At 71.2% G+C, this 25,879-nt stretch carries 32 protein-coding genes; 14 read left to right on the forward strand and 18 right to left on the reverse strand.

Annotated elements, in window-relative coordinates; translation table 11 throughout:
• The first annotated feature begins 893 nt into the window (after positions 1 to 893).
• Complete coding sequence (locus tag AB0H62_RS20075) at positions 894 to 1,217, forward strand: putative quinol monooxygenase (RefSeq protein ID WP_220241250.1); 324 nt, start codon at positions 894 to 896, stop codon at positions 1,215 to 1,217.
• A gap of 117 nt (positions 1,218 to 1,334) precedes the next feature.
• Here the strand turns inward: AB0H62_RS20075 and AB0H62_RS20080 are convergent, their stop codons facing one another.
• On the reverse strand, positions 1,335 to 1,667 hold the full coding sequence (locus tag AB0H62_RS20080) for a hypothetical protein (RefSeq protein ID WP_220241252.1): 333 nt from the start codon (positions 1,665 to 1,667) through the stop codon (positions 1,335 to 1,337).
• 191 nt (positions 1,668 to 1,858) lie between these two features.
• On the opposite strand from AB0H62_RS20080, the gene AB0H62_RS20085 reads away from it, so the two are divergent.
• The gene (locus AB0H62_RS20085) at positions 1,859 to 2,008 is read left to right on the forward strand and encodes a hypothetical protein (RefSeq protein WP_220241254.1); all 150 of its coding nucleotides are present in this window, start codon (positions 1,859 to 1,861) and stop codon (positions 2,006 to 2,008) included.
• Positions 2,009 to 2,087: 79 nt separating this feature from the next.
• Complete coding sequence (locus AB0H62_RS20090; RefSeq protein WP_220241255.1) at positions 2,088 to 2,375, forward strand: antibiotic biosynthesis monooxygenase family protein; 288 nt, start codon at positions 2,088 to 2,090, stop codon at positions 2,373 to 2,375.
• Positions 2,376 to 2,384: 9 nt separating this feature from the next.
• Here the strand turns inward: AB0H62_RS20090 and AB0H62_RS20095 are convergent, their stop codons facing one another.
• A complete protein-coding gene (locus tag AB0H62_RS20095; protein WP_220241257.1) occupies positions 2,385 to 3,329 on the reverse strand; it encodes a LysR family transcriptional regulator in 945 nt (314 codons plus the stop codon).
• 99 nt (positions 3,330 to 3,428) lie between these two features.
• Here AB0H62_RS20095 and AB0H62_RS20100 point away from each other — a divergent pair, with 99 nt between their 5' ends.
• The 6 genes from AB0H62_RS20100 to zwf all read left to right on the forward strand — a co-directional run bounded on the left by AB0H62_RS20100 (position 3,429) and on the right by zwf (position 7,829).
• A complete protein-coding gene (locus AB0H62_RS20100; RefSeq protein WP_220241259.1) occupies positions 3,429 to 3,677 on the forward strand; it encodes a hypothetical protein in 249 nt (82 codons plus the stop codon).
• Between the two features lie 4 nt (positions 3,678 to 3,681).
• Positions 3,682 to 4,557, forward strand: a complete 876-nt coding sequence (locus AB0H62_RS20105; RefSeq protein WP_220241261.1) for a MoxR family ATPase — start codon at positions 3,682 to 3,684, stop codon at positions 4,555 to 4,557.
• Positions 4,550 to 5,653: a VWA domain-containing protein gene (locus AB0H62_RS20110; protein ID WP_360587393.1), complete on the forward strand. Its 1,104-nt coding sequence runs from the start codon at positions 4,550 to 4,552 to the stop codon at positions 5,651 to 5,653. The genes AB0H62_RS20105 and AB0H62_RS20110 overlap by 8 nt, the downstream gene beginning before the upstream one ends.
• A gap of 12 nt (positions 5,654 to 5,665) precedes the next feature.
• Positions 5,666 to 5,932, forward strand: a complete 267-nt coding sequence (locus AB0H62_RS20115; RefSeq protein WP_220241264.1) for a hypothetical protein — start codon at positions 5,666 to 5,668, stop codon at positions 5,930 to 5,932.
• The gene (locus AB0H62_RS20120; RefSeq protein ID WP_360587395.1) at positions 5,929 to 6,318 is read left to right on the forward strand and encodes a hypothetical protein; all 390 of its coding nucleotides are present in this window, start codon (positions 5,929 to 5,931) and stop codon (positions 6,316 to 6,318) included. Before AB0H62_RS20115 ends, AB0H62_RS20120 begins: the two co-directional genes overlap by 4 nt.
• A gap of 110 nt (positions 6,319 to 6,428) precedes the next feature.
• A complete protein-coding gene (gene zwf, locus AB0H62_RS20125; protein ID WP_360587397.1) occupies positions 6,429 to 7,829 on the forward strand; it encodes a glucose-6-phosphate dehydrogenase in 1,401 nt (466 codons plus the stop codon).
• 67 nt (positions 7,830 to 7,896) lie between these two features.
• On the opposite strand, the gene AB0H62_RS20130 is transcribed toward zwf, so the two are convergent.
• From AB0H62_RS20130 to AB0H62_RS20145, 4 genes are all read right to left on the reverse strand, one after another.
• Positions 7,897 to 8,091, reverse strand: coding sequence for a hypothetical protein (locus AB0H62_RS20130; RefSeq protein ID WP_360587399.1), 195 nt, complete (start codon positions 8,089 to 8,091; stop codon positions 7,897 to 7,899).
• Positions 8,082 to 9,239: an NAD(P)/FAD-dependent oxidoreductase gene (locus tag AB0H62_RS20135; RefSeq protein ID WP_360587401.1), complete on the reverse strand. Its 1,158-nt coding sequence runs from the start codon at positions 9,237 to 9,239 to the stop codon at positions 8,082 to 8,084. The genes AB0H62_RS20130 and AB0H62_RS20135 overlap by 10 nt, the downstream gene beginning before the upstream one ends.
• Complete coding sequence (locus AB0H62_RS20140) at positions 9,236 to 11,095, reverse strand: glycoside hydrolase family 15 protein (RefSeq protein ID WP_360587403.1); 1,860 nt, start codon at positions 11,093 to 11,095, stop codon at positions 9,236 to 9,238. The genes AB0H62_RS20135 and AB0H62_RS20140 overlap by 4 nt, the downstream gene beginning before the upstream one ends.
• A 104-nt stretch (positions 11,096 to 11,199) precedes the next feature.
• Positions 11,200 to 12,651 (reverse strand): cytochrome d ubiquinol oxidase subunit II, encoded by a 1,452-nt coding sequence (locus AB0H62_RS20145; protein ID WP_360587405.1) that lies wholly within the window; start codon positions 12,649 to 12,651, stop codon positions 11,200 to 11,202.
• Between the two features lie 169 nt (positions 12,652 to 12,820).
• On the opposite strand from AB0H62_RS20145, the gene AB0H62_RS20150 reads away from it, so the two are divergent.
• Positions 12,821 to 13,177 carry a hypothetical protein gene (locus tag AB0H62_RS20150; protein WP_360587407.1) on the forward strand — a complete coding sequence of 119 codons (357 nt, stop codon included), beginning with the start codon at positions 12,821 to 12,823 and terminating at the stop codon, positions 13,175 to 13,177.
• 134 nt (positions 13,178 to 13,311) lie between these two features.
• Here AB0H62_RS20150 and AB0H62_RS20155 read toward each other — a convergent pair whose 3' ends face one another.
• Genes AB0H62_RS20155 through AB0H62_RS20205 form a run of 11 tightly spaced genes read right to left on the reverse strand, consistent with a single transcriptional unit; the run spans position 13,312 to position 20,258 of the window.
• Entirely contained in the window at positions 13,312 to 13,671 is a 360-nt protein-coding gene (locus tag AB0H62_RS20155) for a hypothetical protein (protein ID WP_360587409.1), read from the reverse strand.
• Entirely contained in the window at positions 13,668 to 13,943 is a 276-nt protein-coding gene (locus tag AB0H62_RS20160) for a hypothetical protein (RefSeq protein ID WP_220241270.1), read from the reverse strand. The genes AB0H62_RS20155 and AB0H62_RS20160 overlap by 4 nt, the downstream gene beginning before the upstream one ends.
• A 5-nt stretch (positions 13,944 to 13,948) precedes the next feature.
• Complete coding sequence (locus tag AB0H62_RS20165) at positions 13,949 to 14,191, reverse strand: hypothetical protein (RefSeq protein ID WP_255638069.1); 243 nt, start codon at positions 14,189 to 14,191, stop codon at positions 13,949 to 13,951.
• A gap of 13 nt (positions 14,192 to 14,204) precedes the next feature.
• Complete coding sequence (locus AB0H62_RS20170) at positions 14,205 to 14,432, reverse strand: hypothetical protein (protein ID WP_220241271.1); 228 nt, start codon at positions 14,430 to 14,432, stop codon at positions 14,205 to 14,207.
• Positions 14,433 to 14,445: 13 nt separating this feature from the next.
• Positions 14,446 to 14,700, reverse strand: a complete 255-nt coding sequence (locus AB0H62_RS20175) for a hypothetical protein (protein WP_220241272.1) — start codon at positions 14,698 to 14,700, stop codon at positions 14,446 to 14,448.
• 10 nt (positions 14,701 to 14,710) lie between these two features.
• On the reverse strand, positions 14,711 to 15,292 hold the full coding sequence (locus AB0H62_RS20180) for an SRPBCC family protein (RefSeq protein WP_360587412.1): 582 nt from the start codon (positions 15,290 to 15,292) through the stop codon (positions 14,711 to 14,713).
• On the reverse strand, positions 15,286 to 16,209 hold the full coding sequence (locus AB0H62_RS20185; protein WP_360587414.1) for an XdhC family protein: 924 nt from the start codon (positions 16,207 to 16,209) through the stop codon (positions 15,286 to 15,288). Before AB0H62_RS20185 ends, AB0H62_RS20180 begins: the two co-directional genes overlap by 7 nt.
• 19 nt (positions 16,210 to 16,228) lie before the next feature.
• Positions 16,229 to 18,619 (reverse strand): aerobic carbon-monoxide dehydrogenase large subunit, encoded by a 2,391-nt coding sequence (locus tag AB0H62_RS20190; protein ID WP_360587416.1) that lies wholly within the window; start codon positions 18,617 to 18,619, stop codon positions 16,229 to 16,231.
• Between the two features lie 10 nt (positions 18,620 to 18,629).
• Positions 18,630 to 19,148, reverse strand: coding sequence for a (2Fe-2S)-binding protein (locus tag AB0H62_RS20195; RefSeq protein ID WP_220241276.1), 519 nt, complete (start codon positions 19,146 to 19,148; stop codon positions 18,630 to 18,632).
• Positions 19,145 to 20,011 carry a xanthine dehydrogenase family protein subunit M gene (locus AB0H62_RS20200; RefSeq protein ID WP_360587418.1) on the reverse strand — a complete coding sequence of 289 codons (867 nt, stop codon included), beginning with the start codon at positions 20,009 to 20,011 and terminating at the stop codon, positions 19,145 to 19,147. Before AB0H62_RS20200 ends, AB0H62_RS20195 begins: the two co-directional genes overlap by 4 nt.
• Before the next feature lie 10 nt (positions 20,012 to 20,021).
• On the reverse strand, positions 20,022 to 20,258 hold the full coding sequence (locus AB0H62_RS20205; RefSeq protein WP_220241278.1) for a hypothetical protein: 237 nt from the start codon (positions 20,256 to 20,258) through the stop codon (positions 20,022 to 20,024).
• A gap of 288 nt (positions 20,259 to 20,546) precedes the next feature.
• Between AB0H62_RS20205 and AB0H62_RS20210 the strand changes: the two genes are divergently transcribed.
• The 4 genes from AB0H62_RS20210 (at position 20,547) to AB0H62_RS20225 (ending at position 24,555) form a co-directional block, all read left to right on the forward strand.
• Positions 20,547 to 21,413, forward strand: coding sequence for a xanthine dehydrogenase family protein subunit M (locus AB0H62_RS20210; RefSeq protein WP_220241279.1), 867 nt, complete (start codon positions 20,547 to 20,549; stop codon positions 21,411 to 21,413).
• A 5-nt stretch (positions 21,414 to 21,418) separates the two neighbouring features.
• Positions 21,419 to 21,892, forward strand: coding sequence for a (2Fe-2S)-binding protein (locus tag AB0H62_RS20215; protein WP_220241280.1), 474 nt, complete (start codon positions 21,419 to 21,421; stop codon positions 21,890 to 21,892).
• Positions 21,889 to 24,234 (forward strand): aerobic carbon-monoxide dehydrogenase large subunit, encoded by a 2,346-nt coding sequence (locus AB0H62_RS20220; protein ID WP_360587421.1) that lies wholly within the window; start codon positions 21,889 to 21,891, stop codon positions 24,232 to 24,234. The genes AB0H62_RS20215 and AB0H62_RS20220 overlap by 4 nt, the downstream gene beginning before the upstream one ends.
• Positions 24,235 to 24,297: 63 nt before the next feature.
• The gene (locus AB0H62_RS20225; RefSeq protein WP_220241282.1) at positions 24,298 to 24,555 is read left to right on the forward strand and encodes a hypothetical protein; all 258 of its coding nucleotides are present in this window, start codon (positions 24,298 to 24,300) and stop codon (positions 24,553 to 24,555) included.
• Between the two features lie 30 nt (positions 24,556 to 24,585).
• Here the strand turns inward: AB0H62_RS20225 and AB0H62_RS20230 are convergent, their stop codons facing one another.
• Positions 24,586 to 25,872, reverse strand: a complete 1,287-nt coding sequence (locus AB0H62_RS20230) for an MFS transporter (protein WP_360587423.1) — start codon at positions 25,870 to 25,872, stop codon at positions 24,586 to 24,588.
• Positions 25,873 to 25,879 lie beyond the last annotated feature (7 nt).

Below are 25,879 nucleotides of genomic sequence, written 5' to 3' on the forward strand. Positions count from 1 at the left end.
GCCTCTGCTGACCTTTGTTGACCTGCCGGCTGGGCGCTGCCGCTCGACGGGACCGGGCCCGAAACCGGTTTCGGTCCCGTCTAGCGAGCGGCCCGGCTCTGTGCCGGCGGGGTGGAAAGTCGGCCGGCCGATCGGCACCATGCCACGCCGGCCGGCAAGTGTCCTGCGGTACGGCTTGTTGCCGGCTACTCAGGCAACAAGCCATCGGAACCGGCCAATGGCCTGGCACGCAGGCAACCCAGATGGCAAATTGCCGAACCCAACGGCATCCCGCCAACTGGTTCGCTGCTTGCCAGGGGCCGTGGCACCACGCCACACCAACTCGCAACAGACCATGCCGCATCACCAGTTGCCGGAACGACGTGCCAACCAGCTACGCCAACGGCAAATCGCCACGGCAACGGCAAGCGGCCACAGCAAATCGCCACGGCAATGGCAAGCCGCCATGGCAACGCCAAGACGGACGGCAAGGGCCAGCCGCCACAACCACGGCAACTGGCCAAGCCAACGGCGAGTTGCCACGACAGCCGCAGTAGCCGTGGCAACGGCAAGTCGCCACACCCATGGCAAGGGCGAGGCGCAGCGGCAAGCAGCCGACAGGAACGGCAAGGTGCCACAGCCCGTGGCAAGCGGACAGCCGGACGAGTCGGTTTCCAGGGCGATCTGCCACCGCGATGGCAGGTTGCCAGCACTGATGGCAAGTGAGGCAGCCGTGTCAACGGCAGCCGGGGCGAGGTAACCAGCCCCGGCGAACCCGGACTCGGTTCCCGGCGCGGGACGCCCGCCGGGGGCCGCGGCCGGTCGTGAGTACGGGTGGTCGCGGCGCCCGGCTCACGCCCGGTCACGAGGCAGCGTGGCCTCGTGCGCCGTCTGTGCCCCTTTCGGAGGACAGCATGATCTTCATCGTCGTCAAGTTCACCGTCCGGCCCGAGCGGAGCGAGGACTGGCTCGGTCTGGTCGACGACTTCACCCTCGCCACCCGGCGCGAGCCCGGGAACCTGTTCTTCGAGTGGTCGCGCAGCGTCGACGTGCCCCACCAGTTCGTGCTGGTCGAGGCCTTCGCCGACTCCGACGCCGGCCGTGCGCACGTGAAATCGCCGCACTTCGCGGACGCGATGGCGTGGATGCCCGGCGTCATCGCCCGCACCCCGGAGATCGTCAGCCTGGACGCCCCCGGCGCCGGCTGGAGCCCGATGGGCGAGCTCCGAGTCGACTGACCGCTCCCACCACAGGCCGGGCGAGGTCCGGACCGCCGCGAAGGGTCCGGACCCGTCCGGCCGCGTCGCCCGAGAAATCACCGGAGAAATCGCCTCGGAAATCGCCCGGGAACGCCGTCAGCGCTTTCTGCCGCGCCGGCGCCGGGTCGCGCGGGTGAGGATCCAGGCCAGCGAGATCACCATCCCACCCACCGCGAGACCCCAGGCCGTGACGTCCACGGCGGGCACCCACGTGACCTCCGAGCCGCGGATGACGAACGCCCCCGTGGGGCGCGCGAAGAGCCCGAAGCCGACACCTTCCTTGTCCGGCGCCTCCTGCCCGCCGCCCCCGCCGCCGGTCACCATGGCCGCCGGGATGACAACGATGCCATCCTTCTCGACCGGGTCACTGTAGACGCGTTGCGCCGTGTACAGCTCCGCCGTGGACGCGGTGATGTCCCTGAGTCCCATGTGGTCACTCCTTCGTCGAGTCGCTGTCGGTCACGATCCTCGTCGATTACAACGTCCGGGTGAAGTCCCTGGCCACCACGGCTCACGTTGTTAGCGTGGACGCCGCTGACTCGACGGACGGTGGGGACATGACAGCATCCGTGCAGGCGCGGACCAGCACACCACGAAGAACGAACGAAGGAGTGAAACCGTTGTCCCGCAAGGAAGAGCCAGGTTTGGCGCTGAGCATCGCGCTCACGACGGCGCTGGGCTTCGCCTGGGCGGCGGAGGTGGGGTTCGGTGTCGGGGTGAGCATCGGGAACCTCGTGACCGGCAACGCGCGTAAACCGCTCCCCTACTGAAAAACAACGGATAGACCACGGAAACGCCGCCGCCGCAACGAAAATCGGCTCCGGGCGGCCCGCAGCCAAGGAGCGGCACATGCTCATCGTCGCCGGGCACCTGGTCGTCGACCCCGGCCGGCGGGAGGCCTACCTCGCCGGCTGCGTGAGCGTGGTCGAGCAGGCCCGCGACGCACCGGGCTGCCTCGGCTTCTCCCTCACCGCGGACCTGCTGGACCCCGGGCGCATCGTCGTCTTCGAGCGCTGGGAGTCGCAGGCGGCCGTCGAGGCGTTCCGGGGCAGCGGCTCGAGCGACGAGCAGAACGCCGAGATCCTCGCCGCCGAAGTGGCCGAGTACGACGTTGCCGGCGTGCGCGAACTGACCTGACCGAAAAGGCTAAGACCAGATCGTCACGTACACCGGCGGCCGGAACCGCGAAGGCGGCACGCCACTGCCCGGCGCGCGCATCACGTGCATCGCCGCCGGCGTCGTCAGGAAGTGCCGCAACGAGTTGGCCGCACCCGTGCGGCGGTCGGTTGGCAGGGTGGTCACGTACCAGCACGTCGACATGGGCGTGTGGCGCGTCGGCACCACAACCAGCTCGTGGCGGCGCAGCTGCGGCGCCACCAGGTGCTCCAGCGCCACCGACACCCCGCCCCCGCTGGCGGCCGCCGACCACGCGGCCGTCTGGTTCGGGAAGACCTGGATCTCGTCGTCGGGCACGCCGAGGCGGGCCAGCAGCCGGCCGGTGTCGCTGCCCGGGTCGGCGCCCGCCGGGTCGAGCAGCCACGGCCAGTGCGCCGGGCTGCCCTGGTGGCGGCAGTGCGGCGAGCCGACCACCACGAGTGACGCGCGGAAGATCGGCGTGCAGTCGAGGTCGCCGCCGTCGCCGGTCACGTCGGGGCCCAGCGCGACGTCGGCGAGCCGGTTGGTGATGAGCACGGGCAACTCGGCGGTGCGCGCGAGCCCGGACGACGCGTCGATGGCGTTGCCCGATCTTCGCGTGAACGCCTCGAGCAGCGGGTTGGCGACGAACTCCGCGATCTCGCTGGTCACCGCCAGCTGCAAGCGCGCCGCGACGCCGTTGGCCTGGCGCACGGCGGCGTCGGCCTCGGCGCCGAGCGCCACCATCTGCGACGCGATGGGCAGCAGCCGGCTGCCGCCCGCGGTGAGTGTCATGCCGCCGGAGCGCTTGATGAGCAGCTTGTCGCCGTGGTGCTGGCGCAGCGCGGCCAGCGCCTGCGACACCGCGGGCTCGCTCACGCCGAGCGCCTTCGCGGCGTCGGTGACCGACCCCAGCCTTGCCACCAGGACGAACGCGTTGAGCTGGCCCAGTGTCATGGTCAAATACTCTCGGTAACCCCGGATCCTGGACAATACTCCTTAAGCAAAGGGTTAATCCAGCGCTGCGCAACCGCGCCCGCGGTGTTCACTCGCCCCATGGACGACGAAGCGCTGCAAGTCCTGCGCGAGGTCTGGCGCGCCCGCGGCCAGGACGCCGACGAGCTGGAAGCGGCCTGCGGGCCCCAGCGTTCGTGCAAGAACATGTCGGCCGTGGGGTTCGGCGGGCTCGCCGAGAACGGCGACCTGCACACGGCGTGGCACGACCAGCTCGCCCGCGAGGGGAAGCTGAAGCCCGGCACGAGCACGGTGCGTGACCTCGTGCTCGGCGCGGACGAGCAGCCGTAACGGGATGGCCGAGCCGGACACCGTCGCGGGGCTCACCGCCGCCCTGCGCGACGGCGCGTACCTCGCCGACCGCGGCCTCGCCACGGCGCTGCTGGTCGGACTGCGGCTGCACCGGCCCGTGCTGCTCGAAGGCGAGGTCGGCGTCGGCAAGACGGAGGTCGCGAAGACGCTCGCCACGGTGCTCGGCCGCCGCCTCATCCGGCTGCAGTGCTACGAGGGCATCGACACCGCCCAGGCCCTCTACGAATGGGACTACGCCCGCCAGCTGCTGCGCATCCGCGCGCTGCAGGACCACCAGGCCGAGTCCGGCGAGGTGGTCGAGCAGCTGTTCGGGCCCGAGTTCCTCGTCGAACGGCCGCTGCTCGCGGCCGTCCGCGCGGGCGCCGGCGCCGTGCTGCTCGTGGACGAGATCGACCGCGCCGACGACGAGTTCGAAGCCTTCCTGCTCGAACTGCTGTCCGACTTCCAGGTCACCGTGCCCGAGATCGGCACCATCGTCGCGCCCAGCCCGCCGCTGGTCGTGCTCACCTCCAACCGCACCCGCGAGCTGCACGACGCGCTCAAACGCCGCTGCCTCTACCACTGGCTCGGCTACCCGGGCGCCGACCGCGAGGTGGAGATCGTGCTCGTGCGCGAGCCCGGCGTCGAGGAGAGCTTGGCGCGCCAGGTCGTGGCCGCCGTGCGACGGCTGCGGGAGCTCGACCTCGCCAAGCCGCCCGGCGTCGCCGAGACCATCGACTGGGCTCGCATGCTGCGGTTCCTCGGCGAGCGCACGCTCGACGAACGCTCCGCCGGCGACACGCTCGGCGCCGTCGTGAAGGACCGCGACGACCTCGACGTGGTGCGCGAGCACCTCGCGGAACTCGCCTCCGGTGGCTGAGCTCACCCGCGTGCTGGTGGGTTTCGCGCGGGCGCTGCGCGAAGCCGGGCTCCCCGTGGGCTCCGGCGACGCGCTCGGCTGCTGCCGCGCGATGACCGTCCTCGACACCACCGACCTCGCCGACCTCTACTGGGGCGGCCGCACCACGCTGCTGAAGCGCCACGAAGACCTCGCCCGCTACGACGAGACGTTCCGCCGTTACTTCCTCGGCGCCGGTGAACCGCCCGCGGCGCTGCTCACGATCCTCGCCGAGTCGGGCGTCGACGCCACGCTGGCGCTGCCCGAGCCCGAACGCGCCGGCGACGAGCACGAGACCGACACGCTGCTCGGGCTCACCGCGTCCGATGTGGACAGCCTGAAACGCAAGTCCTTCGGCACCTGCACGCCCGAAGAGCTCGCCGCGATCCGCCGCATCATGGCGCGGATTCGCCTCACCCCGCCGAAACGCCGCACGCGCCGCACCCGGCCCGCGCGCAAGGGCCGCGAACCGGATCTGCGCCGCACGGTCCGGGATTCGCTGCGGACGTTCGGCGAACCCCGCGCGCTGCGATGGCGCGAACGCCGCGTGCGGCTGCGGCCGCTGATCCTCGTCCTCGACGTCTCCGGCTCCATGGCCGACTACTCCCGCACGCTGTTGCAGTTCGCCTACTCCGCCCGCAGCGCCGCGGCGGAGGTCGAGGTGTTCTGCTTCGGCACCCGCCTCACGCGGATCACCGACCAGCTGCGCACCCGTGACGCCGACGAAGCCCTGGCGCGAGCGGCCGAAGCCGTGGTCGACTGGGAGGGCGGCACCCGCATCGGCGCCGCGCTCGACGAGTTCGTGCGCACCTTCGGCCGGCGTGGCCGGTGCCGCGGCGGTGTGGTCGTGATCTGTTCCGACGGCTTCGACCGCGGTGACCCGGAGGTGCTGGCCAAGGCGGTGGAGCGGCTGTCGCGGCTGTGCCACCGGCTGGTGTGGACGAACCCGCACGGCGGCGCCCTCAGCCCGGCACCGCTCGGGATGAGGATCGCCGCGCCGTACGTGGACCTGCTGGTGGCCGGCCACGACCTGCGCAGCCTGGAGGAGCTCGCGGCAGCGCTGCCCCGAGTTCGGTGAGGAGCACCGGCGATGCGGTGGAGCGTGGGGATCGAAGCGGACGGCGAGCGCGTGTTCACTCGCGAGGAGATCGTGAGCCTGGCCGACGCGGTGGCGGCCTCGGGCGGGATCGCCAGCGGGATCGGCACCACGAGCTACGGCGCACGCCTGCTCGTCGAGGCACCCGACCGGGAGAAGGCGATCACGCTCGCCACGGCGGAGTTCCGCCGCGCGGCGAAGGAGGCCGGGCTGCCGTCGTTGCCGGTCGGGCGCGTCCAGGCCGTCGGCGAACACGAGTGATCCGCCTCGGCTCGGCTTCGGGGTACCCGTTCGAAGGCCCCCGTCTGCTCGGCGGGTGGACGCCGCCCGCCGTCGCCGCGGTGTACGCCGTGCTCTACCGCCCCGAGCCCGAATCCCGGCCCGAGCGCTACGCCGTGGTGTACGTCGACCACGCGGACGACCTGTCCCAGGCGAGCCTCCCGTGGCGGCACCCGCGCGCGCAGTGCTGGATCGCCCGCGCGGGCTCACGGTGGAAGGTGCACATCTGCACCTACGAGGTCCCCGGTGGTCTGCCCGCGCACCGCGAGCAGATCGTCCGCGAGCTCGCCGCCGTCTACCGGCCGCGCTGCAACGAAACGCAGTTCGACCACAACTGGGCCGAGGAGTGGATCGGCCACGAGCGCTGAGGCGCCCCTCTCATCCCCCACGGATGAGGCCGCGTCGCTCGGTCGGCGGCGACGATGCTCGCGGACACGACCGGAGCCCGTGATGCGTCGTGACGGAGCTGGAGGCAGGGATGACATCGACAGCCATCGAGCCGCCGCGGGCGGACGTCCTCGTGATTTTCGGGATCACCGGCGACCTGGCGAAGGTGATGACCTTCCGTTCGCTCTACCGCCTCGAGGCCCGCGGGCTGCTCGACTGCCCCGTCGTGGGGGTGGCCGCCGACGACTGGACACTCGATCAGCTCATCGAACGGGCCCGGTCGTCGATCGAAGCGACCGGAGACCTCGACAAGGCGGTCTTCGAGCGGTTCGCCGCCAAGCTGTCCTACGTCAGCGGCGACTTCACCGACCCGGCCACCTACGAGCGGGTCGGAGCCGCGGTCAAGGGCGCCGCGACACCGGTGTTCTACCTGGAGATCCCGCCGTTCCTGTTCGCCCGAGTGGTCAAGGGACTGTCCGAAGCCGGGCTGACCACCGGTGCCCGGCTCGTCATCGAGAAGCCGTTCGGACACGACCAGCAGTCCGCCCGTGCGCTCGCTGATGAGCTGCACCAGTACGTCGACGAGGCGCAGCTGTTCCGGGTCGACCACTACCTGGGGAAAATGGGGCTGCAGGAGGTCCTCCACCTGCGTTTCGCCAACGCCGTTCTCGAGCCGCTGTGGAGCCGCAACTACCTCGAGTGCGTGCAGATCACGATGGCGGAGAGCTTCGGCGTCGAGGACCGCGGTCATTTCTACGACCCGGTCGGCGCGTTGCGCGACGTCGTCGTCAACCACCTGATGCAGGTGGTGGCGGCCGCCGCGATGGAGCCGCCGTCGCGGGGCGACCCGGTGACGCTGAAGGAGTCGCAGGTCGGTCTGTTCCGAGCGGTGGTGGAAGCGAATCCGGCCCACTACGTGCGCGGGCAATACCGCGGCTACCTCGACATCGACGGCGTTCCCCGCGACTCGGCGACCGAGACGTTCGCGGCGCTGCGGCTCGACATCGAGAACTGGCGCTGGGCCGGCGTGCCGTTTTTCATCCGGACCGGCAAGCGGCTGCCGGTGACGCAGACCGAGCTGCGGCTGGTGTTCAAGCGCCCGCCCAAGCTGGGTTTCGGGCTCGTCGGACACGCGGCGCAGCCGAACCAGCTCGTGCTGAGGCTCGACCCGTCGACCGGGGTCCGGATCCAGGTCGACGCGTTCCGCGCGGACGTGGCCCGCATCGCGCCGATCGAGCTCGACATGGAGTTCGCGGCCGAGGGCGGCGAGGGCCCGACACCGTACGAGGTTCTGCTGCACGCGGCGATGATCGGGAACAGCACCCGGTTCTCCCGCCAGGACGGCGTCGAGGAGACCTGGCGGGTCATGCAGCCGCTGCTCGACGCGCCGCCGCCGGTGCAGGCCTACGAACCCGGAACCTGGGGGCCGGCCGCGGCCGACCAGATCACGGCCGGGTTCGGCGGCTGGCGCACGCCCTGGACGTCCCGCTGACCAGGCTCGGCCGAGCCGCGCCGGTGGCCGGTCGCGACCCGAAGTGCTCCCGCGTCGGCCGTCCGCCTCAGGAACGGCCGGCTGACGTCGTGGAGTCGCCTCGGTCGACCGAGATGTGCGGAATATCCGCCTCGTCGTCTCCCCAGACGATGCGGTGGGGTTTCGTGGACCACTCGACGATCGCGGCGTGGTCGCGCTCGAAGTAGTCCCACGCCCACGACATGAAGGCGTCGACCCTGCTGTGCACCCCGCTCAGCAGCATCGCGTGGACCCGAGCCAGGCGGCGAACGCGAGGGGCCCGTCGACCTGGTGCCGGTGCTTGCCGACCTCGGCGACGGCGGCGTTGCGGCCGATCATGGCCATGATGCCCTTGTCCTTGTAGTGGAACGGTTTCGCCGGCTGTCCGGCTCGCCGGCGCAGGATGTTGGCGGCGGCCCACTCGCCGGACTGCTGGGCCACGGAGCCCAGTTGCGGCAGCGTCCCTTTATTCCGCGCCGGGATGTTGGCGGCGTCTCCGATCGCGTACACGTCCGGGTGTCCGTCGACCGTCAGGTCGGGCAGCACGTCGACGCGCCCGCCACGACCGGTCCCGAGGCCGGCGGCGGCCTGCACCACGGGGGCCGCCGACTCGCCGCCGCCCCAGATGACGGTGCGGGTGCGGATGGCGGTGCCGTCGTCGAGCTCCACCCGGTCGGCGTGCACCGCCGCGACTCCCGTGTCGAGCCGGGGCTCGGCGCCGTGCTCGATGAGCCGCTTGTGCGCGTACTGGTGCGACCGGTGGGAAAAGGCGCCGAGCAGCCTGCTGCCGCGGTCGATCAGGAAGATCCGCCCGGAGGTCGGGATCCGCTCCATGGCCGCGAGGGCGGTCATCAGCTCGGTGAGCGCGCCGGTGATCTCGACGCCGGTCGGGCCGCCGCCCACGACGACGATGTCGAGGGCGTCCTCGCCGAGCCGTTTTTCCGAGACCTCCCGCACCAGGTCCTGCACGTGAAGCCGGAGCCGCACGGCGTCCGCCACCGAGTAGAGCGGGAACGCGTGCTCGGCGGCGCCCGGGACACCGAAGTACTCGGGCTGCGCGCCCGCCGCGAGCACCAGGTGTGATCCGCTGATCTTCTCGCCGCCAGACAAGGTCAGGCCGAGGCTCGCGATGTCGAGCTCCGTGACGCGCGCGGTGCGGATCTCGACCGTCGGGTGGTCGCGGAAGATCACCCGGTGCGGGCGCGCGATGTCCTCCGCGGGCAGCTGCGAAGTGGCGACCTGGTAGAGGAGTGGCTGGAACTGGTGGTAGTCGTTGCGGTCGACGAGGGTCACCCCGATGCCCTCGTCACCGAGCCGCCGGGCACACGCGACGCCGGCCAGCCCGCCGCCCAGCACCACGACGTTCCGGTTCCCGGTTCGCTGCTCGGTCACAGTGACAGCTCCGCCATGAAGTCGGACAGGATGATCCGGCTCGCCGCCTGGATCAGGGCGAGGTGGGAGAACGCCTGGGGGAAGTTGCCCAGGTGCCGGGCGCGCTCGACCTCGAACTCCTCCGCGTACAGACCCAACGGCGACGCGATCCGCAGCAGGCGCTCCATCAGGCTGCTCGCCCGGTCCATCTCGCCCACCATCGCCAGCGCGGAGACCAGCCAGAACGAGCAGATCAGGAACGTGCCTTCCTTTCCGGACAGCCCGTCGTCGGTCTCGTCGGTCTTGTAGCGCAGGACGTAGCCGTTCTCGGTCAGCTCGTCGGCGATCGCGTCGACCGTCTTGCGCATGCGTTCGTCGGTACCCGGCAGGAAGCCGAACAGAGCCGCGAGCAGAGTCGAGGCGTCCAGCGCGTCGGTGTCGTAGTGCTGCCGGAACACGCCCCGTTCGCTCAGGCCGTGCTCGAGGATGTCCGCGCGGATCTCGTCCGCCGTCGTGCGCCACTGGCTCTCGAGCTTGCCGTCGTCGCGGATGTTCGCCAGCTTGGCGGCGCGGTCGAGCGCCACCCAGCCCATCAGCTTCGACGACACGTAGTGCTGCGGCTTGCCGCGGGCCTCCCAGATGCCCTGGTCCGGCTCGCGCCACACCGCGGTCGCGGCCGCGGCCTGCGATTGGACGAGCGGCCACAGCCGGCGCGGCAGGTGCTTGCTCCTGGCGGTGTGCAGCAGCAGCGAGTCCAGCACAGCGCCGAAGACGTCGTTCTGGCGCTGGTCGAAGGCGCCGTTCCCGACGCGGACCGGCCGGGCGCCTTCGTAGCCGCCGAGATCGTCGCGAGTGGACTCGGTCAGGTCCCGGCGTCCGTCGATGCCGTACATGATCTGCAGGCCGCCGTCGCTGTTCGGCTCGAGGTCGCCGACGAACTGCATGAAGTCGCCGGCTTCCCAGTCCAGGTTCAGGTAATGCAGCGCCTGGAGCGTGAACGTGGTGTCGCGGATCCAGGTGTAGCGGTAGTCCCAGTTGCGCTCGCCGCCCGGCGCTTCGGGCAGCGACGTGGTCAGTGCCGCGACCGTCGCACCGGTCGGCATGTAGGTCAGGCCTTTGATGGTGAGCGCCGAGCGCTCGAGGGGAAGGCGCAGCGGGTGGTCCGGGATGCGGGCCCGGGAGAGCCAGCTGCGCCAGAACTGGACCGTCGCGTCGATCCGGGCCTGCGCCTCCGCGACGTCGGCCGGCGAGGCCAGCCCCTCGGCCCACGACAGCGCGCAGAACGCCTTGTCGCCCTTGGTGAGCACGTGCCGAGCCCGCGCGGTGCCACCCTCGATGCCGATGAGCATGTCCGTGCTCAGCCGGAAGGTCTGGCCGGCCCCGGTCGCGTCGGCGCGGTGATCGTCGCCGACGATGGTCCAGACGGCAGGCTCCCGCCCGTAGTCGAACGCCGGCTCGCAGACCAGCTCGACCTCCAGCTCACCTTCGAGGCACTCGACGGTGCGCACGAGCAGGTGGTCGGCGTCGCTGTCGGCGGGCGGCCTCGTGTGGGGCGTGACCGTGTCGGGGCCGCGCCGGGGGCCCATCGTCAGGGCGTCGTGGACCAGCAGCCAGCCGTGTGGTGTGTGCCAGGTGGTGGTCATGACGTTGGTACCCGGCACGTAGGCGCGCGAGGTCGGCACGTTGATCCCGTAGGGACCGAACCGGAAGGAGCCGGCTCCGCGGTCGAGCAGGTTGCCGAAGCTGCTCGGGGCGTCGAACGCGGGCACGCACAGCCAGTCGATGGACCCGTCCGGCGCCACCAGGGCACCGGTGTGGCAGTCGGACAGGAACGCGTAGTCGGCGATCCGCGGGAAGGGCGAGGTCGTGGCGTTCACGGGGGCTCCTTCACATTCGTGACGCGCGAGGTCGCGGGCCTGCTTCGACGATCGATGGACCGGGCGGCGCGGCAATCACCTTTCGCAGGTGATTGCGGTACGGCTCAGCCGGCCTCGGTGTCGACGATCCGGTCGGCGGCGTCCTCGACACCTTCCTCGGGGAGCAGCCGGCGCTGGTCGAGCACGTAGAGCAGCACGAAGCCCGGCAGCACGATCAGCACCGCCAGTCCCACGGCGACCAGCAACGTGATCAGGGTTCCGGTCGGTGCGGCCGCGGCGGAGACGGTGACGCTCTCCGGCAGCAGGTACGGCCACTGGGCGACACCCCAGCTGAAGATGATGCAGGCGACCGCGACCACGGCGAGCACCCGCCCGCCGCGGGCCGCGCCGCGGACCAGCAGCACGAGGGCGCCGAACCCGCACAGGACGCTGAGCACGACAGGGGGCAACGCCCACGAGATCAACCGGTCGAAGACGTGCGGTGCCGAGGCGCTCAAGACGACGAAGCCGATCACGGCGACCACGGCCGCGGCGACGGCGCTCAGCACGGCGCGGCGGCGGAAGTAGCCCGCCAGATCGGTGTCACCGGCTCGCCGTGCGTCCCTGACGAGGTACACCGCCGCCAGGTAGGCCGCCAACACGACCGCCAGCCCACCTGTCACGAGCGAAGTCCGGTTGAGCCAGCTGCCCACCGGGTCGCCGGCCTTGCCCCCGGCCGGCACGCGACCGGACGCGATACCGCCCGCGATCGCGCCGAAGCAGAAGGGCACGAGCACCGACGAGAGGGCGAACAAGCCACCGAAGACCCGCCGGACGCGCACGGTGACCACCGTCTTGCGGAACGCGAAACTCGCGCCGCGCAACACGATCCCGAAGGCCGCGATGGCCAGCGGGACGAACATCGTGAGGGTGATGGACTGGAACACCGCCGGGAAGGCCGTCCACGTGAGGACGAAGATGAAGATCAGCCAGACGTGGTTGGCTTCCCGCCGGCGGTCAGGTCCCAGAATCCGGCGCCGAAGTCGGCGCCGCCGAACACGGCGTAGGTCGCGATGGCGACCAGCAGCACGGCCGCGACCGCGGTGCTCACGGCTCAGGCTCCGCGGTTTCGCCGGCTCGGGTTCGACGGTCTTCGCCGGCTCGGGTTCCGGCGCCGGCCCGTACGGGGTGTCGATGTCGACGAACCCGCCGGCGCGGCGGAAGCGCCTGCTCATCGAGCGGAGCACCACGATCGTCGTGACGCCCAGTGCCAGGTAGAGAACGATCACGCCGATGAAGGTGATCCAGACGCCGGTGTTCCCGGTCGCCGCGGCCTCGACCTTCATCAGGTTGTAGACGATCCACGGCTGGCGGCCGACCTCGGTGACCACCCAGCCGGCTTCCATCGTGACGACCGCGAGGACGCCCGAGCACGCCGCGGCACGAGGATGATGTGGAACCCGAGCGTGAACGCCATCTGCGAACGCGCCCAGGGCACGGGATTCACGGCGGCGGCCGCGTTCGCCAGACCGGTCAACGTCTCGCCCACGATCACCCCTGCCCGCTTGCCCGCGCACCGGCCCCAGCCGCTCGGAGGGTTCGCCGGTTGTAGCGATGCCCCCGACCCTGTCGGGTCCCGCACCCGGCGGGCATCACCCTGCGGGGATGACGTCGGCCCCCGATCGCGGCGGGGCGGAAACCGCGGCTGCCGCCCGCAGTCGACAGCCGGCACGGCAGAATTCGGGGGTGACAAATCTGATCGAGATGAGTGAGCGCGAGTACTTCGCCTTCTTCGCCAAGCGCACCGGCATGTTCATCGGCCGGACGACGCTCAGCGGAACGACTGCCTTCATGGCGGGTTATGACCACGCTGCCAGCCGACACGGCGGGCCTGGCCTGGATGGTTGGCGCGAGTGGCTGATGGCGAACCATGAGGTCAGTCGCAACCTCGTCTGGCAAGCCCAGATCGAGCAGATCGCCCTTCCGGATCGGCAGGGCGGGACCGTCCTCACGCCCGAGCAGGAAGCACATGTTCTCGAGGTGCTCTTCGAGTTGCTCGACGAGTTTCTCGCCGAACGGGAGAGCTCTGCTTCACAGGCTTGACGCATCACCTGGTAGTTCGGATGGCCTCGCTGCCACGATGGCGAATTCGACAGGTCGTCGCGGCGGCGCTGGTCAAGGTGCTGGTGTCGGGACTGTCGCGAAGCGTTGGCCCGCCGCGCCGGCGCCGAACGGGGTCAGTGCGACGCGAACCCCACCGCGTCGTGCAACCGCGAACGCCGCGTGCCCGAAGCCGGGCGCGCGGGCGGGCGTTCCTCCGTCGGCGGCGTGTAGGTCGCGCCCGCCACGATCTCCTCCGCCATCCCGTACAGCAGCGGCAACGCGCCGGCCACCACCGCGCCCGTGCGGTTGATGTGCGAGACGCCCGGCACGATCGCCTCGGCGTGGGTGTTGATGCGCCGCACGGTGTCCGCGCAGTCCTCCAGGTTCGTGGCGATGCGGGCGAGCAGGCCGCCGACCCAGAACAAGTACACCGCGAGGCCCGCGATGAGCAAGACGATGTCGACGACGGTCAGCACGATCAGGGTGGTGGTCACGATTTCACCTTTCCGAGCACACGGCCGAGGAACAGGTGGTGTTGCAGGCCCTCGGCGAGCACGGCGTCGACGCGCGTGGCCGTGACGGGGATCAGGTCGGTGTGCTGCGTGTTGTCGGCGGCGCCGTGCAGCGTGTCGCGGATGCCCGCGACCCGGCGGTCGATCACCTTCACGTAGCGGATGAGCAGGCTCAGCAGAGCCACCACCACGAGGATCACCACGAACCCGGCGGCGATGGCGATCCACCACAACGTCTCGTCCTGTGTGGACACCCGGATCAGCCTCCCAGCCGCTCACGGCCGCGCCGCAGACCGGCGACGATGACCTCGGCGTGGTCGATGGTGGTGCGCAGCTCGGCCAGCGGCGCGGTGTTGCGTTCGGCCGCCTTGAGCTCGTCGTCGATGAGCGGCGCGGCCCGGCCGATGGAGCGCGCGAGCGCCAGGATCGGCACCACGAGCGCCACCACGACGAGCACGATGACGACCCCGATCGAAAACCCGATGATCCAGCCCGTGGTCACGACACTCCCCCTCTCACACCGACTCGCAGAAGTCGCGCACCGGCTTGAGGTTCGCGTTGACCGAGCCCAGCGCGGCGGGCACGGGCGCGGTCTCCTCCGCGATAACGCGCACGCCGCCCAGCACGCTGCCGAGCGTGCGGCGGACGTGGCGCAGGTGCAGGATCACGCGGAGCAGGCCGACGGCGGCGAACAGGATGATCAGCGCGCTGATGGCCAGGGTGGCCCAGGCGGCGGCAGGCATGGCGGAACTCCTTTCAGCCCAGCAGTTTCGCGACGCTGCCGGCGTACCGGGTCGCGCCGACGGCCACTTCGCCGATGGTGCGGTCGGTGCGCGCGAGCGCCTCCGGGACGGGTTCGAGCTGCCCCGCGAGGCGCACGCCGCCCACGAGGATGTCGTCGGCCGCGGCGCGGATCCGCTCGACGGCGGCCAGCACGCGGTTGAGCAGGGCGATCACCACGGGCAGCACCACGAACAGCAGCACGGCGTTGCCGATCCACCACAGGACCACGGTTGCCTCCTCAGGCCGGGGTGCTCGGGTAGGGCGCGAAGAACCGGCGGAACACGCGCCTGAGCGCCATGAGCGTCGCCTGCAGGCCGATCGTGAACCCGCGGGCCGGGGCCGCCGCGTGGCGCGCCGCCGCCTCCCCGCGTTCGGCGCGCGCGATGGCCTCCTGCACGTTGAGGGCGAACTGGCGCATCAGCACCGACGAGACGTCGGCGATCATGCCCCGCCCGTACTGCGCGGCGGCGCCGGACACCTGCAGGTCCTGCTCGAAGTCGACGCGGGTGCCCACGTCCGCGCGGGCCAGCGTCGCCGTCACGACCATGGCCGCCTGGCCCCGGCCGCGGGCTTCGGCGCCGCTCGCGTCGACCACGAGCCGGCGGGCGTCCTCGTCGCGCGAGGTGATGGCCGCGACGCCGTCGAACTTCAGCGACACCGGCCCCAGGCGGACGCCCACGCGGCCGCGGTAGCGCTCGTCGCCGAGGTCCTCGGTCAGCTCGGCGCCGGGCAGGCACGTCGCCACAGCCGGCACGTCGTCGAAGAACCGCCAGACCTTGTCCACGGGCTGCGCGACCTCGAACTGGTTGCGGATCAGCATCGGCTCTCCTTCTTGGCGTACGCGCCGGGGTCGCGCAGGAAAGCGGCGCGGCAGCCGGCGCAGCAGAAGCTGTACTCGTGGCCCTCGAACACCACCGGGTCGTCGACCTCCACGGTCATGCCGCACACCGGGTCGACGGCCGCGGCCTCGACCTGCCCCGGCGATCCGGGCGGCACCCCGCGGGCCGCCCGGATCCGCACGAGCTCGGCCAGGATCGCCACGGCGATTTCCCGGTGCGACACACTGCCGAGGTCCAGCCCGGCCGGCACCTGCACGCGGTCCAGCTCGTCGCCCGGCACGCCCCGGTCGGCGAGGTAACCGAGCACGCTCGCCCCGCGGCGGCGCGAGCCGACGAGCCCGACGTACGCCGGCCGTGCGGCGAGGGCTCGCTCCACCGACTCTTCGTCGTGGTGCCCCTGCGTCGCCACGACCACAAAGGACCGCTCGGTCACCGCGTCCAGCTCCGTGTGCTCGACGAGCTGCGCGTGCCAGCCGAGCGAACCCGCCAGCTCCACCAGCGTGTGCGCCATCGGCGAGCGCCCGACCACCACCAGGTGCGGCACGGGCTGCACCGGCTCGATGTAGACCTCCAGCGCGCCCTCGCTCTGGCACGAGATCGGCACCACCGTCATGCCTTCGGGCACCGCCGCGCCGAACTGCTCCGGCGAACCGAGCAACAGCAGCCGGGGCGTGCCTTCGACGAGCGCCTGCCGGGCCTCGCGGATCACGGCCGGCTCGGCGCACGCGCCGCCGATCCACCCGCGCAGCTCGCCCTCGGCCGTGATGATCGCGCGGCAGCCCTGCTTGCCCGACGACGGGCCCTGGCGCCACACCACGGTCGCGAGCGCGAACGCCTCACCGCGGCGGGCCAGCTCACCGGCGTGGGTGAGGACGTCCCAGCCGTCGGATGAGTCCATAGTAGACATCTCAGGCACCTCAGTCGTCTGTCCGCACGGGCGGCGCACCGGACACGTCGTGGCGCTGCGTCAGCGCTTCCCACACGCGGTCGGGCAGCAGCGGCATGTCGATGTTGCGCACGCCGGTGTCGTCGAGGGCGTCCATCACGGCGTTCACGAAGGCCGCCGGCCCGCCGACCGCGGCGCACTCCCCCACGCCCTTGGCGCCGATCGGGTGGTGCGGTGACGGCGTGACGACCTCGCTGTGCAGCTCGAACCCCGGCGTCTCCCACGCGGTGGGCAGCAGGTAGTCCATGTAGTTCGAGCCGACGCAGTTGCCCTCGGCGTCGAAGGTGATGAACTGCATGTTCGCCATCGCGTAGGCCTCGGTGAGCCCGCCCATGATCTGGCCCTCCACGATCATCGGGTTGATGCGCACGCCGCAGTCGTCCACGGCCACGGTGTTGAGCACGTCCCACACACCGGTCTCGGGGTCCACTTCGACCGTGACGATGTAGACCGCGAACGGCCAGGTCAGGTTCGGCGGGTCGTAGTAGGCGTGGTTCTCCAGCCCGGGCTCCATGCCGTCGGGCATGTTGCCGTACGCGGCCATCGCGCACTCCTGGATGGTCACGCCGTGCTCGGGCACCCCGCGCACCGAGAACCGGCCGAGCTCCCACTCGAGGTCCTCTTCGGACACTTCGAGCAGGTGCGCGGCGAGCTTGCGCGCCTTGGCCCGGATCTTGCGCGACACCATGGAGATCGCCGCGCCCGCGACCGGCGTGCTGCGCGAGGCGTAGGTGCCCATGCCGAACGGCGCGGTGTCGGTGTCGCCCTCCTCCACCGTGACGTCGTCGGCCGGGATGCCCAGCTCGTGGCTCACGATCTGGGCCCACGTGGTCTCGTGACCCTGCCCCTGGCTCTTCGCCCCGACCCGAAGCAGCGCCTTGCCGGTCATGTGCACGCGCAGCTCGGCCGAGTCGAACATCTTGATGCCGAGGATGTCGTACTCGCGGCTGTTGCCGGCGCCGAGCGGTTCGGTCATCGTGGAGATCCCGATGCCCAGGCGCCGCCCGCGTTTGCGCGCCTCTTCCTTCTGCCGCAGGAAGTCCTCGTAGCCCACGGCTTTCAGCCCCACGTCGAGGCACGCCTCGGGCTGGCCGGAGTCCACGAGGAACCCGAACGGCGTGCGGTGCGGGAACGCGTCGGCGCGCACGAAGTTGCGCCGGCGGAACTCGGCCGGGTCCAGCCCGAGGTCTTTCGCGGCTTGGTGGACCATGCGCTCCTGGAAGAACATCGCCTCGGTGACGCGGAATGAGCAGCGGTACGCGACGCCGCCGGGCGCCTTGTTGGTGTAGGTGCCGCGCGCGGTGAGGTGCGCGGCGGGCACGTTGTAGCAGGCGAACGTCGAGTGCAGCAGCCCGATCTTGAACTTGCTCGGCTGCGCGTCGGCGAAGAACGCGCCGTGGTCGGCCTCGGCGTGCATGCGGACGCCGAGGATCTTGCCGTCGGCGCGCAACGCCATCTCGCCGTCGAGGTACATGTCGCGGGCGAACCCGGTGGAGATCAGGTTGCCGGTCTTGTCCTCGATCCACTTCACGGGCCGTTCCAGCAGGATCGAGCACAGGATCGAGCACACGTAGCCGGGGTACACGGGCACCTTGTTGCCGAAGCCGCCGCCGATGTCCGGCGAGACGATGCGGATCAGGTGCTCGGGCAGCTCGGCGACCATCGCGACGGCGGCCCGGATGATGTGCGGCGCCTGCGTGGTCATGTACACGGTGAGCTTCTGCGTCGCGCGGTCGAAGTCGGCCACGGAGCCGCAGCACTCGATCGGCGAGGGGTGCGAACGCGGGTAGTGCAGCCGCAGTTTCGAGACCACGTCGGCCTTCTCGAATGCCGCGTCCGTGCCGGTCTGGTCGCCGACTTCCCAGCGGTAGACGACGTTGTCGGCCTGACCCGCCTTGTCGTCGCGGATCAGCGGCGCGCCCTCGGCCACGGCCTGGCCGGGGTTCACGATCACGGGCAGCGGTTCGTACTCGACATCGATGGCCTCGCACGCGTCCTTGGCGATGTAGGGGTCGTCGGCGACGACACACGCGACTTCCTGGCCCTGGAACCGCACCTTGTCCGTGGCGAGCACGGCCTGGGTGTCGTAGGAGAGCGTGGGCATCCACGCGAGGTTGCGGGTCGCGGCCATCTCGCCGGTGAGCACGAGCCGCACCCCCGGGATCTCCCATGCGCGGCTGGTGTCGATCGACTTGATCCGCGCGTGCGCGAGCGGGCTGCGCAGGATCTCCATGTGCAGCATGCCGGGCAGCACGATGTCGTCGGTGTAGTTCCCGCGCCCGCGGATGAACCGGTTGTCCTCCACCCGCTTGCGGCTGACGCCGAGCCCGCCGATCTTGTTCTCGTCCAACGCCTGCGACACGTCGAGCCTCCTATTCGGACCGCAGCTTGGCGGCGGCCCACAGCACCGACTTCACGATGTTCTGGTAACCCGTGCAGCGGCACAGGTTCCCCGACAGCGCCCAGCGGACGTCCTCTTCGGACGGATCCGGGTTCTCGTCGAGCAGGGCCTTGGCCGAGAGCATCATCCCCGGCGTGCAGAAGCCGCACTGCAGGCCGTGTTCCTCGCGGAAGCCCTCCTGCAGCGGGTGCAGCTCGCTCGCCGTGGCGAGCCCCTCGACCGTGGTGACCTCGTGCCCGTCGGCCTGCACCGCGAGCATCGTGCACGACTTCACCGCGCGGCCGTCGACGAGCACGGTGCACGCGCCGCAGTTGGTGGTGTCGCAGCCCATGTGCGTGCCCGTGAGGCGCAGGCCCTGGCGCAACAGGTGCGCGAGCAGCAGCCGCGGTTCGCACTCGACCACGCGGCGCTCGCCGTTGACCGTGACCGTGATCCGGCGGATCGGGACGTCGCCGGTGGTTTCCTCGTGGATCTCGTGGACGCTCGTCATGCCGCTTCCTCCCCGGTGCGGCCCAGCGCGCGCACCACGAACGTGCGCACCACGTGCCGCTTGAACTCGGCCGTGCCGCGGTGGTCGGTCTTCGGGCGGGCCGCCGCGGCGGCCAGGTCCGCGGCTTCCGCCACGCTGTCCGACGTCAGCGGGCCGCCCACGAGCGCGTGCTCGGCGTCGGTGGCTTCGATCGTCGAACCGCCGACGCCGGTGAGGGCGATGCCGGCGCGGGTGACCGTGCCGGCCTGCGTCTCCACCGCCACGGCGACGCCGACCGTCGCGAAGTCGCCGACCCGCCGTTCCAGCTTGAGGTAACCGCCCGCGGGTGTACCGCGGGGTGCGGGAATGACGGCCTCCACGGCGATCTCGTCGGGCGCCAGCGCGTTCTGGAACGGGCCGAGCACGAAGTCGCGCGCTGCGATGCGGCGCCGGCCGGCGGGCCCTTGCGCGACGATCGACCCGTCCAGCGCCAGCACCACCGAAGCCCAGTCGCCCTGGGGATCGGCGTGGCACAGCGAACCGACCAGCGTGCCGCGGTTGCGCACGATGGGATCAGCGATCAGCGGCGCCGCGGCGGCCATCGTGGGCTGCACGGACTTGAGCAACTGCGAGCGTTCGAGATCCGCGTGCCGGCACAGCGCGCCGACGTGGAGGTTGCCCTCGGCGTCGAGCTCGTGGTGGGCGAGGCCGGGCACGTTGTTGATGTCGACGACGAGCGCGGGTGCGGCAAAACGCAGCTTCATCAGTGGTACCAGGCTCTGCCCACCGGCGAGGACCTTGGCCTCGTCGCCGCCCGTGCGCAGCAGGTCAAGCGCCTCGGGCAGGAAACGCGGTGCTTCGTAGCGGAACCGGGACGGGTACACGCGGGCCTCCTCAGGCGTTCTCGGGAGGTTCGGCCACGGCCGTGGGCAGCGTGTCCTCTTCGGGGTCCGGCCGAGGCCGTTGGTGCGGTGGCCACGGCCCAGCGACCGGGCGGCCCGCCACCTTCAGGAAGTCCACGAGGTCGGGCCACGCCCACACGGTCGGGCCCGGGCCCTGCTTCGGTGCGTCCTCGACGAGCTCGAACAGCCGGGGGTTGCCGCGGCTGTGCCCGTCGGACTCGATCCGCATGACGCGCACCTGCTTCCGCCGTTGGTCAGCTGCTGTGATGCTCCACCCGGACCACGGACGCGACAATCCGCGATTAACCCTTTGCTTAACCCCGCGCCGAGCTGGGCGGAACCGGTGCATATACCTGTTGCCAATCCGACCAAAAGTAGGCAGACCCCGGGCATGACGTAACCGTTGCTACGAAAGCTCGGAGCCGTGGCTGTGGTCGGATTGGTAACCAACGGCGCAGTAGGTCATCGGTTAATCCGCTGTTGCGGCGGGCCCGCGCGGCGGGGACGATCGACCGTCATGCAGGTGCCGGCGCAGTTCGAGTACGAGCGGGCCACGAGTGTCGAGCACGCGCTGGCGCTGCTGGCCAAGTACGGTCCGGAAAGCCGCGTGATCGCGGGCGGGCACAGCCTGATCCCGATGATGAAGCTGCGCCTGGCCCGGCCCGAAGCGCTCGTGGACGTCAACGAGCTCACCGAGCTGTCCGGGATCGAGGTCGCCGACGGCGAGCTGCGCATCGGCGCGCTGGTGCGGCACGCGGAGCTGCTGGCCTCGGCCGAGGCCGGCGCGCTGTTCCCGGTCCTGGCCGACGCAGAGCGCGTGATCGCCGACCCGATCGTGCGCAACCGCGGCACGATCGGGGGTTCGCTGTGCCAAGCCGACCCGTCGGAGGACCTGTCGGCCGCCTTCGCCGCCGTGCGGGCCAACGCCGTGATCCGCGGGGAGGAAGGCACGCGAACCGTGCCCGTGCGCGAGTTTTTCACCGGGCCCTACAGCACGGTCGTCGGCCCTGCCGAGCTGCTCGTGGAGCTGCGGCTGCCGATCCGCGAGGGCAGCGGCAGCGCGTACGCGAAGGTCGGCCGCCGGGCGGGTGACTGGGCGGTGGCGGCCGCCGGGGCCGAGCTCGTGCTCGAAGGCGACGACGTGGGCGAGGCCGGCATCGGGCTCACCGCGGTCGGCGCGCCGCGGTTCGTCGCGGCCGAGGCCGAGGATTTCCTGCGCGGTGGCGCCGCTTCGGCGGAACGCTTCGAGAAGGCCGGGGTCATCGCGGCCGAGCACTGCTCCCCCGCCGCCGACCAGCGCGGCCCGGCGGACTACAAACGCCACCTCGTCGCCACGCTCACCACACGGGCGTTGCACCGGGCGGCGGAACGGGCCGGAGGCTGACGGGCGTGGAGATCACGGTGACGGTCAACGGCGAACCCCACCGCCGCACGGTCGAGCCGCGCCTGCTGCTCGTGCACCTCCTGCGCGACGACCTCGGGCTCACCGGCACGCACTGGGGCTGCGACACCTCCAACTGCGGCACCTGCGTGGTGTGGCTCGACGACCTGCCGGTGAAGTCGTGCACAGTGCTGGCGGTGATGGCCGACGGCAAGCGGGTGCGCACCGTCGAGGACCTCGGCCACGGCGCGCAGCTCGACCCCGTGCAGCAAGGTTTCGTGGCGTGCCACGGGATCCAGTGCGGCTTCTGCACGCCGGGGATGCTGATGACCGCGCGCTGGCTGCTCGACCGCGACCCGGATCCGAGCGAAGACGTGATCCGCGAAGCGATCTCCGGGCAGCTGTGCCGCTGCACCGGTTACGAGAACATCGTCCGCTCGATCCGGTGGGCGGCCGAGCACCCGGACGGGGAAGCCCCATGACCTACGGTTCGCTGCCCCGCAAGGAAGACGCGCGCTTCGTGCGCGGGCGCGGCACGTTCCTCGACGACCTCGTGCTGCCCGGGATGCTGCACGGCGCGATCCTGCGCAGCCCGCACGCCCACGCGCGCCTGGTGTCGGTGGACACCAGCGCGGCCGAGGCGCACCCCAAGGTCCGCGCCGTGCTCACCGGGAAAGACCTGGCCGAACGCGGGATGGCGTGGATGCCGACGCTCTCGCACGACGTACAGGCCGTGCTGGCCACCGACAAGGTCCGGTTCCAGGGCCAGGAGATCGCGTTCGTCGTCGCCGAAGATCGGTACGCGGCAAGAGACGCGCTCGAGCTGATCGACGTCGAATACGAGCCGCTGCCGGTGGTCGTCGACGCGCCGGCCGCGCTCGCCGCCGGCGCCGCCGTGATCCGCGACGACCTCGGCAAGGCCGACAACCACGTGTTCGACTGGTCCTCCGGCGACGAGGAAGCGACGGAAGCCGCGTTCGCGAAAGCGGACGTGGTGGCCCGGCAGGACATGCTCTACCCGCGCGTGCACCCGGCGCCGCTGGAGACGTGCGGCGCCGTGGCCGACATCGACGCGATCACCGGCAAGCTCACGGTGTGGGCCACGGCGCAGGCGCCGCACGCGCACCGGATCCTGTACTCGCGGATCACCGGCCTGCCCGAGCACCGGATCCGCATCGTCGCGCCCGACATCGGCGGCGGGTTCGGCAACAAGGTCGGGATGTACCCGGGGTACCTGTGCGCGGTGGTCGGTTCGATGGTCACCGGGCGGCCGGTGAAGTGGACCGAAGACCGGTCGGAGAACCTGATGAGCACGTCGTTCGCCCGCGACTACCACATGCGCGGCGAGATCGCGGCGACGCGCGACGGCCGGCTGCTCGCGCTGCGCGTGCGCGTGCTCGCCGACCACGGCGCGTTCAACGGCACCGCGCAGCCCGCGAAGTTCCCCGCCGGGTTCTTCCACGTGTTCACCGGCTCCTACGACCTGCCGGCCGCGTTCTGCTCGGTCACCGGTGTGTACACGAACAAGGCGCCCGGCGGCGTCGCGTACGCGTGCTCGTTCCGGATCACCGAGGCCGTGTACGTGGTCGAGCGGATGATGGACGTCCTCGCGCGTGAGCTGGGGCTCGACCCGGCGGAGCTGCGCATGCGCAACCTGCTGCGGCCCGAGCAGTTCCCGTACACGTGCGCCACGGGCTGGCAGTACGACTCGGGCGACTACCCGCGCGCACTGACGCTGCTGAAGGAGATCGCGGGCTACGACGAGCTACGCCGGGAGCAGGCCGAGAAACGCGCCCGCGGCGAGCTGATGGGCCTCGGGCTGAGCTTCTTCACCGAGGCCGTGGGCGCCGGCCCGCGCGAGCACATGGACATCCTCGGCTTCGGCATGGCCGACGGCGCCGAGCTGCGCGTGCACCCGTCCGGCTCGGCCGTGCTGCGCCTGTCCTGCATGTCGCAGGGCCAGGGCCACGAGACGACGTTCGCGCAGCTCGTGTCGGCCGAGCTCGGCATCCCTCCCGACGAGGTCGAGGTCGTGCAGGGCGACACCGACAACACGCCGTTCGGCCTCGGCACCTATGGCTCGCGTTCGACGCCGGTGTCGGGCGCGGCCGCCGTCACGGTGGCGCGAAAGGTGCGCGAACGCGCGCGGCAGGTCGCGTCGGCGATGCTCGAGGTGAGCCCGGACGACCTCGAGTGGGAACGCGGGCGCTGGTTCGTGCGCGGTGTCCCCGGCCGTGGGCACACCATCCGCGAGATCGCGCTGGCCGCCCACTCCGACCTGGCGTTGCCCGACGGCGTGGAGGGACAGCTCGACGCGAGCGCCGTGTACAGCCCGCCGAACCTCACGTATCCCTTCGGCGCGTACCTGTGCGTGGTCGACGTCGACGCGGACACCGGCCAGGTGCGCGTGCGCCGCTTCATCGCCGTGGACGACTGCGGCGTGCGGATCAACCCGATGATCGTCGCGGGCCAGGTGCACCGTGGCCTCGCCGACGGCATCGGGATGGCGCTGATGGAGCTCATGGCGTTCGACACCGACGGAAACCACCTCGGCGGCTCCTTCATGGACTACCTGCTGCCCACGGCTTTGGAGTGCCCGTCCTGGGAGCTCGGCGAGACCGTCACGCCCTCGCCGCACCACCCCATCGGCGCGAAGGGCATCGGCGAGTCCGCGACCGTCGGCTCGCCCGCGGCCGTGGTCAACGCGGTGGTCGATGCGCTGGCCCCGTTCGGGGTGCGCCACGCCGACATGCCGCTGACGCCGGCCGCGGTTTGGCGGGCGATGCGCGGCTCACCGCTGCGAGCTGACCTGGCCATCTCCTGAGCGGGGTGAACCCGCGGGGCCGCAGATCCGTGTTCGAGGTGAGGGACGCGGAAAGGAATCGCCATGACGACGACACCGCTCAACGGCCGGGCGCTCGCTCTGTTGCGCGCCGTCGCGGCGGGTCGCGCCGAGCTCGGCGCCGGCAGGGAACCCGACCTGCGGATCGACGGCCTGCTCTGCTCCGACCAGCCCACCGCGCACGCGCTCACGCACGCCGGGCTCGTCCGGCCGGTGCGGGAAGTCGCTCCCGGGCGCTGGGTGCCGGCCGAGCTCACGCCGGCCGGGGCGCAGGCGCTGGACGACCTGAACTCCGCCGCCTGAGGAACACCACCTTGGCCGCCGCCGTCGGGCTCAGCCTGTGGTGACCGGCGAGCGCGGAAACGCGATCACCGCACCGAGACTGATCAGCGCGACCGCCACCATGTACAGCGACACCGACAGCGACGTGCCGGTCGACGTCTGCAGCGCCGTCGCGATCAGGGGCGCGAAACCACCACCGAGGACCGCGCCCACGGCGTACGCGAACGAGGCGCCGCTGTAGCGGTAGCGCGGCTCGAACAGCTCCGCGAACAGCGCCGACTGCGGCCCGTACGTCGCGCCCAGGCCGACGTTCAGCACGACCACCGCGACCCCGAGCAGCCACGGCTGGCGCGTGTCGACGAGCAGGAAGAACGGGATCGACCACACGACGAGCAGCACCGAACCCACGAGGTACACCCGTTTTCGCCCGACGCGGTCCGACCAGATCGCGCCCGCGATGATGCTCACGAGCCACACGACACTGCCGACGATGATCTCCACCAGCATCGTGGTGCTGCTCAGCTTCAGCACGGAAGTGCCGTAGGACAACAGGTACGCGAAGAAGACGTAGCCCAGCGCGGTGTTGGCGATGAAGCTGAGCGCCGCCACGGTCACCTCACGCGGGCGGCGGCGCAGCACGTCGACGATCGGCACCCGGCTGCGTTCGCCGGTCTCCCGCACCCGCGCGAACACGGGACTTTCGGCCACGCGTAAGCGGATCACCAGACCCACGACGACCAGCACGAGACTGACCAGGAACGGCACGCGCCAGCCCCACGACCGGAATTCCTCCGGTGACAGGGAGCTCGTCACCGCGAAGAACACCAGCTGCGCGATGATCAGCCCGGCGGGCACGCCGATCTGGGAGAACGAACCGTACCGCCCGCGCCGGCCCGCCGGTGCGTGCTCGACGGCCATCAGCGCGGCGCCACCCCACTCGCCGCCGGCCGAGATGCCCTGCAGCACGCGCAGCACCACCAGCAGCACGGGCGCGAGCACGCCGGCCTGCGCGAACGTGGGCAGTATCCCGACCGCGGCCGTCGCGAGCCCCATCAGGACGAGCGATGCGACCAGCATCGCCTTCCGCCCGACCCGGTCGCCGAAGTGGCCCCACACGATCCCGCCCAGCGGCCGCGCGACGAAGCCCACGCCGAGCGTCGCGAACGCCGCCAGCGTGCCCGACGCCGGGGAGAGCGACGGGAAGAAGAGCTTGTTGAACACCAGCGCGGTGGCGGTGCTGTAGATGAAGTAGTCGTACCACTCGATCGTCGTGCCGATCGCGCTCGCCACCGCGACGCGGCGCACCTGCTCGCCGCGCACCAGGACCTGCTCAGCCATCCCGTCC

The organism is Amycolatopsis sp. NPDC050768, assembly GCF_040654155.1.
Lineage (GTDB): Bacteria > Actinomycetota > Actinomycetes > Mycobacteriales > Pseudonocardiaceae > Amycolatopsis.

Coding starts and splice junctions, on each gene's coding strand:
- AB0H62_RS20170 (WP_220241271.1), bottom strand. CDS start 14,432: ATGCCTGCCGCCGCCTGGGCCACCCTGGCCATCAGCGCGCTGATCATC.
- AB0H62_RS20195 (WP_220241276.1), bottom strand. CDS start 19,148: ATGACGAGCGTCCACGAGATCCACGAGGAAACCACCGGCGACGTCCCG.
- zwf (WP_360587397.1), top strand. CDS start 6,429: ATGACATCGACAGCCATCGAGCCGCCGCGGGCGGACGTCCTCGTGATT.
- AB0H62_RS20105 (WP_220241261.1), top strand. CDS start 3,682: ATGGCCGAGCCGGACACCGTCGCGGGGCTCACCGCCGCCCTGCGCGAC.
- AB0H62_RS20095 (WP_220241257.1), bottom strand. CDS start 3,329: ATGACACTGGGCCAGCTCAACGCGTTCGTCCTGGTGGCAAGGCTGGGG.
- AB0H62_RS20080 (WP_220241252.1), bottom strand. CDS start 1,667: ATGGGACTCAGGGACATCACCGCGTCCACGGCGGAGCTGTACACGGCG.
- AB0H62_RS20220 (WP_360587421.1), top strand. CDS start 21,889: ATGACCTACGGTTCGCTGCCCCGCAAGGAAGACGCGCGCTTCGTGCGC.
- AB0H62_RS20115 (WP_220241264.1), top strand. CDS start 5,666: ATGCGGTGGAGCGTGGGGATCGAAGCGGACGGCGAGCGCGTGTTCACT.
- AB0H62_RS20075 (WP_220241250.1), top strand. CDS start 894: ATGATCTTCATCGTCGTCAAGTTCACCGTCCGGCCCGAGCGGAGCGAG.
- AB0H62_RS20225 (WP_220241282.1), top strand. CDS start 24,298: ATGACGACGACACCGCTCAACGGCCGGGCGCTCGCTCTGTTGCGCGCC.
- AB0H62_RS20205 (WP_220241278.1), bottom strand. CDS start 20,258: ATGCGGATCGAGTCCGACGGGCACAGCCGCGGCAACCCCCGGCTGTTC.
- AB0H62_RS20100 (WP_220241259.1), top strand. CDS start 3,429: ATGGACGACGAAGCGCTGCAAGTCCTGCGCGAGGTCTGGCGCGCCCGC.
- AB0H62_RS20180 (WP_360587412.1), bottom strand. CDS start 15,292: ATGCTGATCCGCAACCAGTTCGAGGTCGCGCAGCCCGTGGACAAGGTC.
- AB0H62_RS20090 (WP_220241255.1), top strand. CDS start 2,088: ATGCTCATCGTCGCCGGGCACCTGGTCGTCGACCCCGGCCGGCGGGAG.
- AB0H62_RS20210 (WP_220241279.1), top strand. CDS start 20,547: ATGCAGGTGCCGGCGCAGTTCGAGTACGAGCGGGCCACGAGTGTCGAG.
- AB0H62_RS20230 (WP_360587423.1), bottom strand. CDS start 25,872: ATGGCTGAGCAGGTCCTGGTGCGCGGCGAGCAGGTGCGCCGCGTCGCG.
- AB0H62_RS20130 (WP_360587399.1), bottom strand. CDS start 8,091: ATGCTGCTGAGCGGGGTGCACAGCAGGGTCGACGCCTTCATGTCGTGG.
- AB0H62_RS20185 (WP_360587414.1), bottom strand. CDS start 16,209: ATGGACTCATCCGACGGCTGGGACGTCCTCACCCACGCCGGTGAGCTG.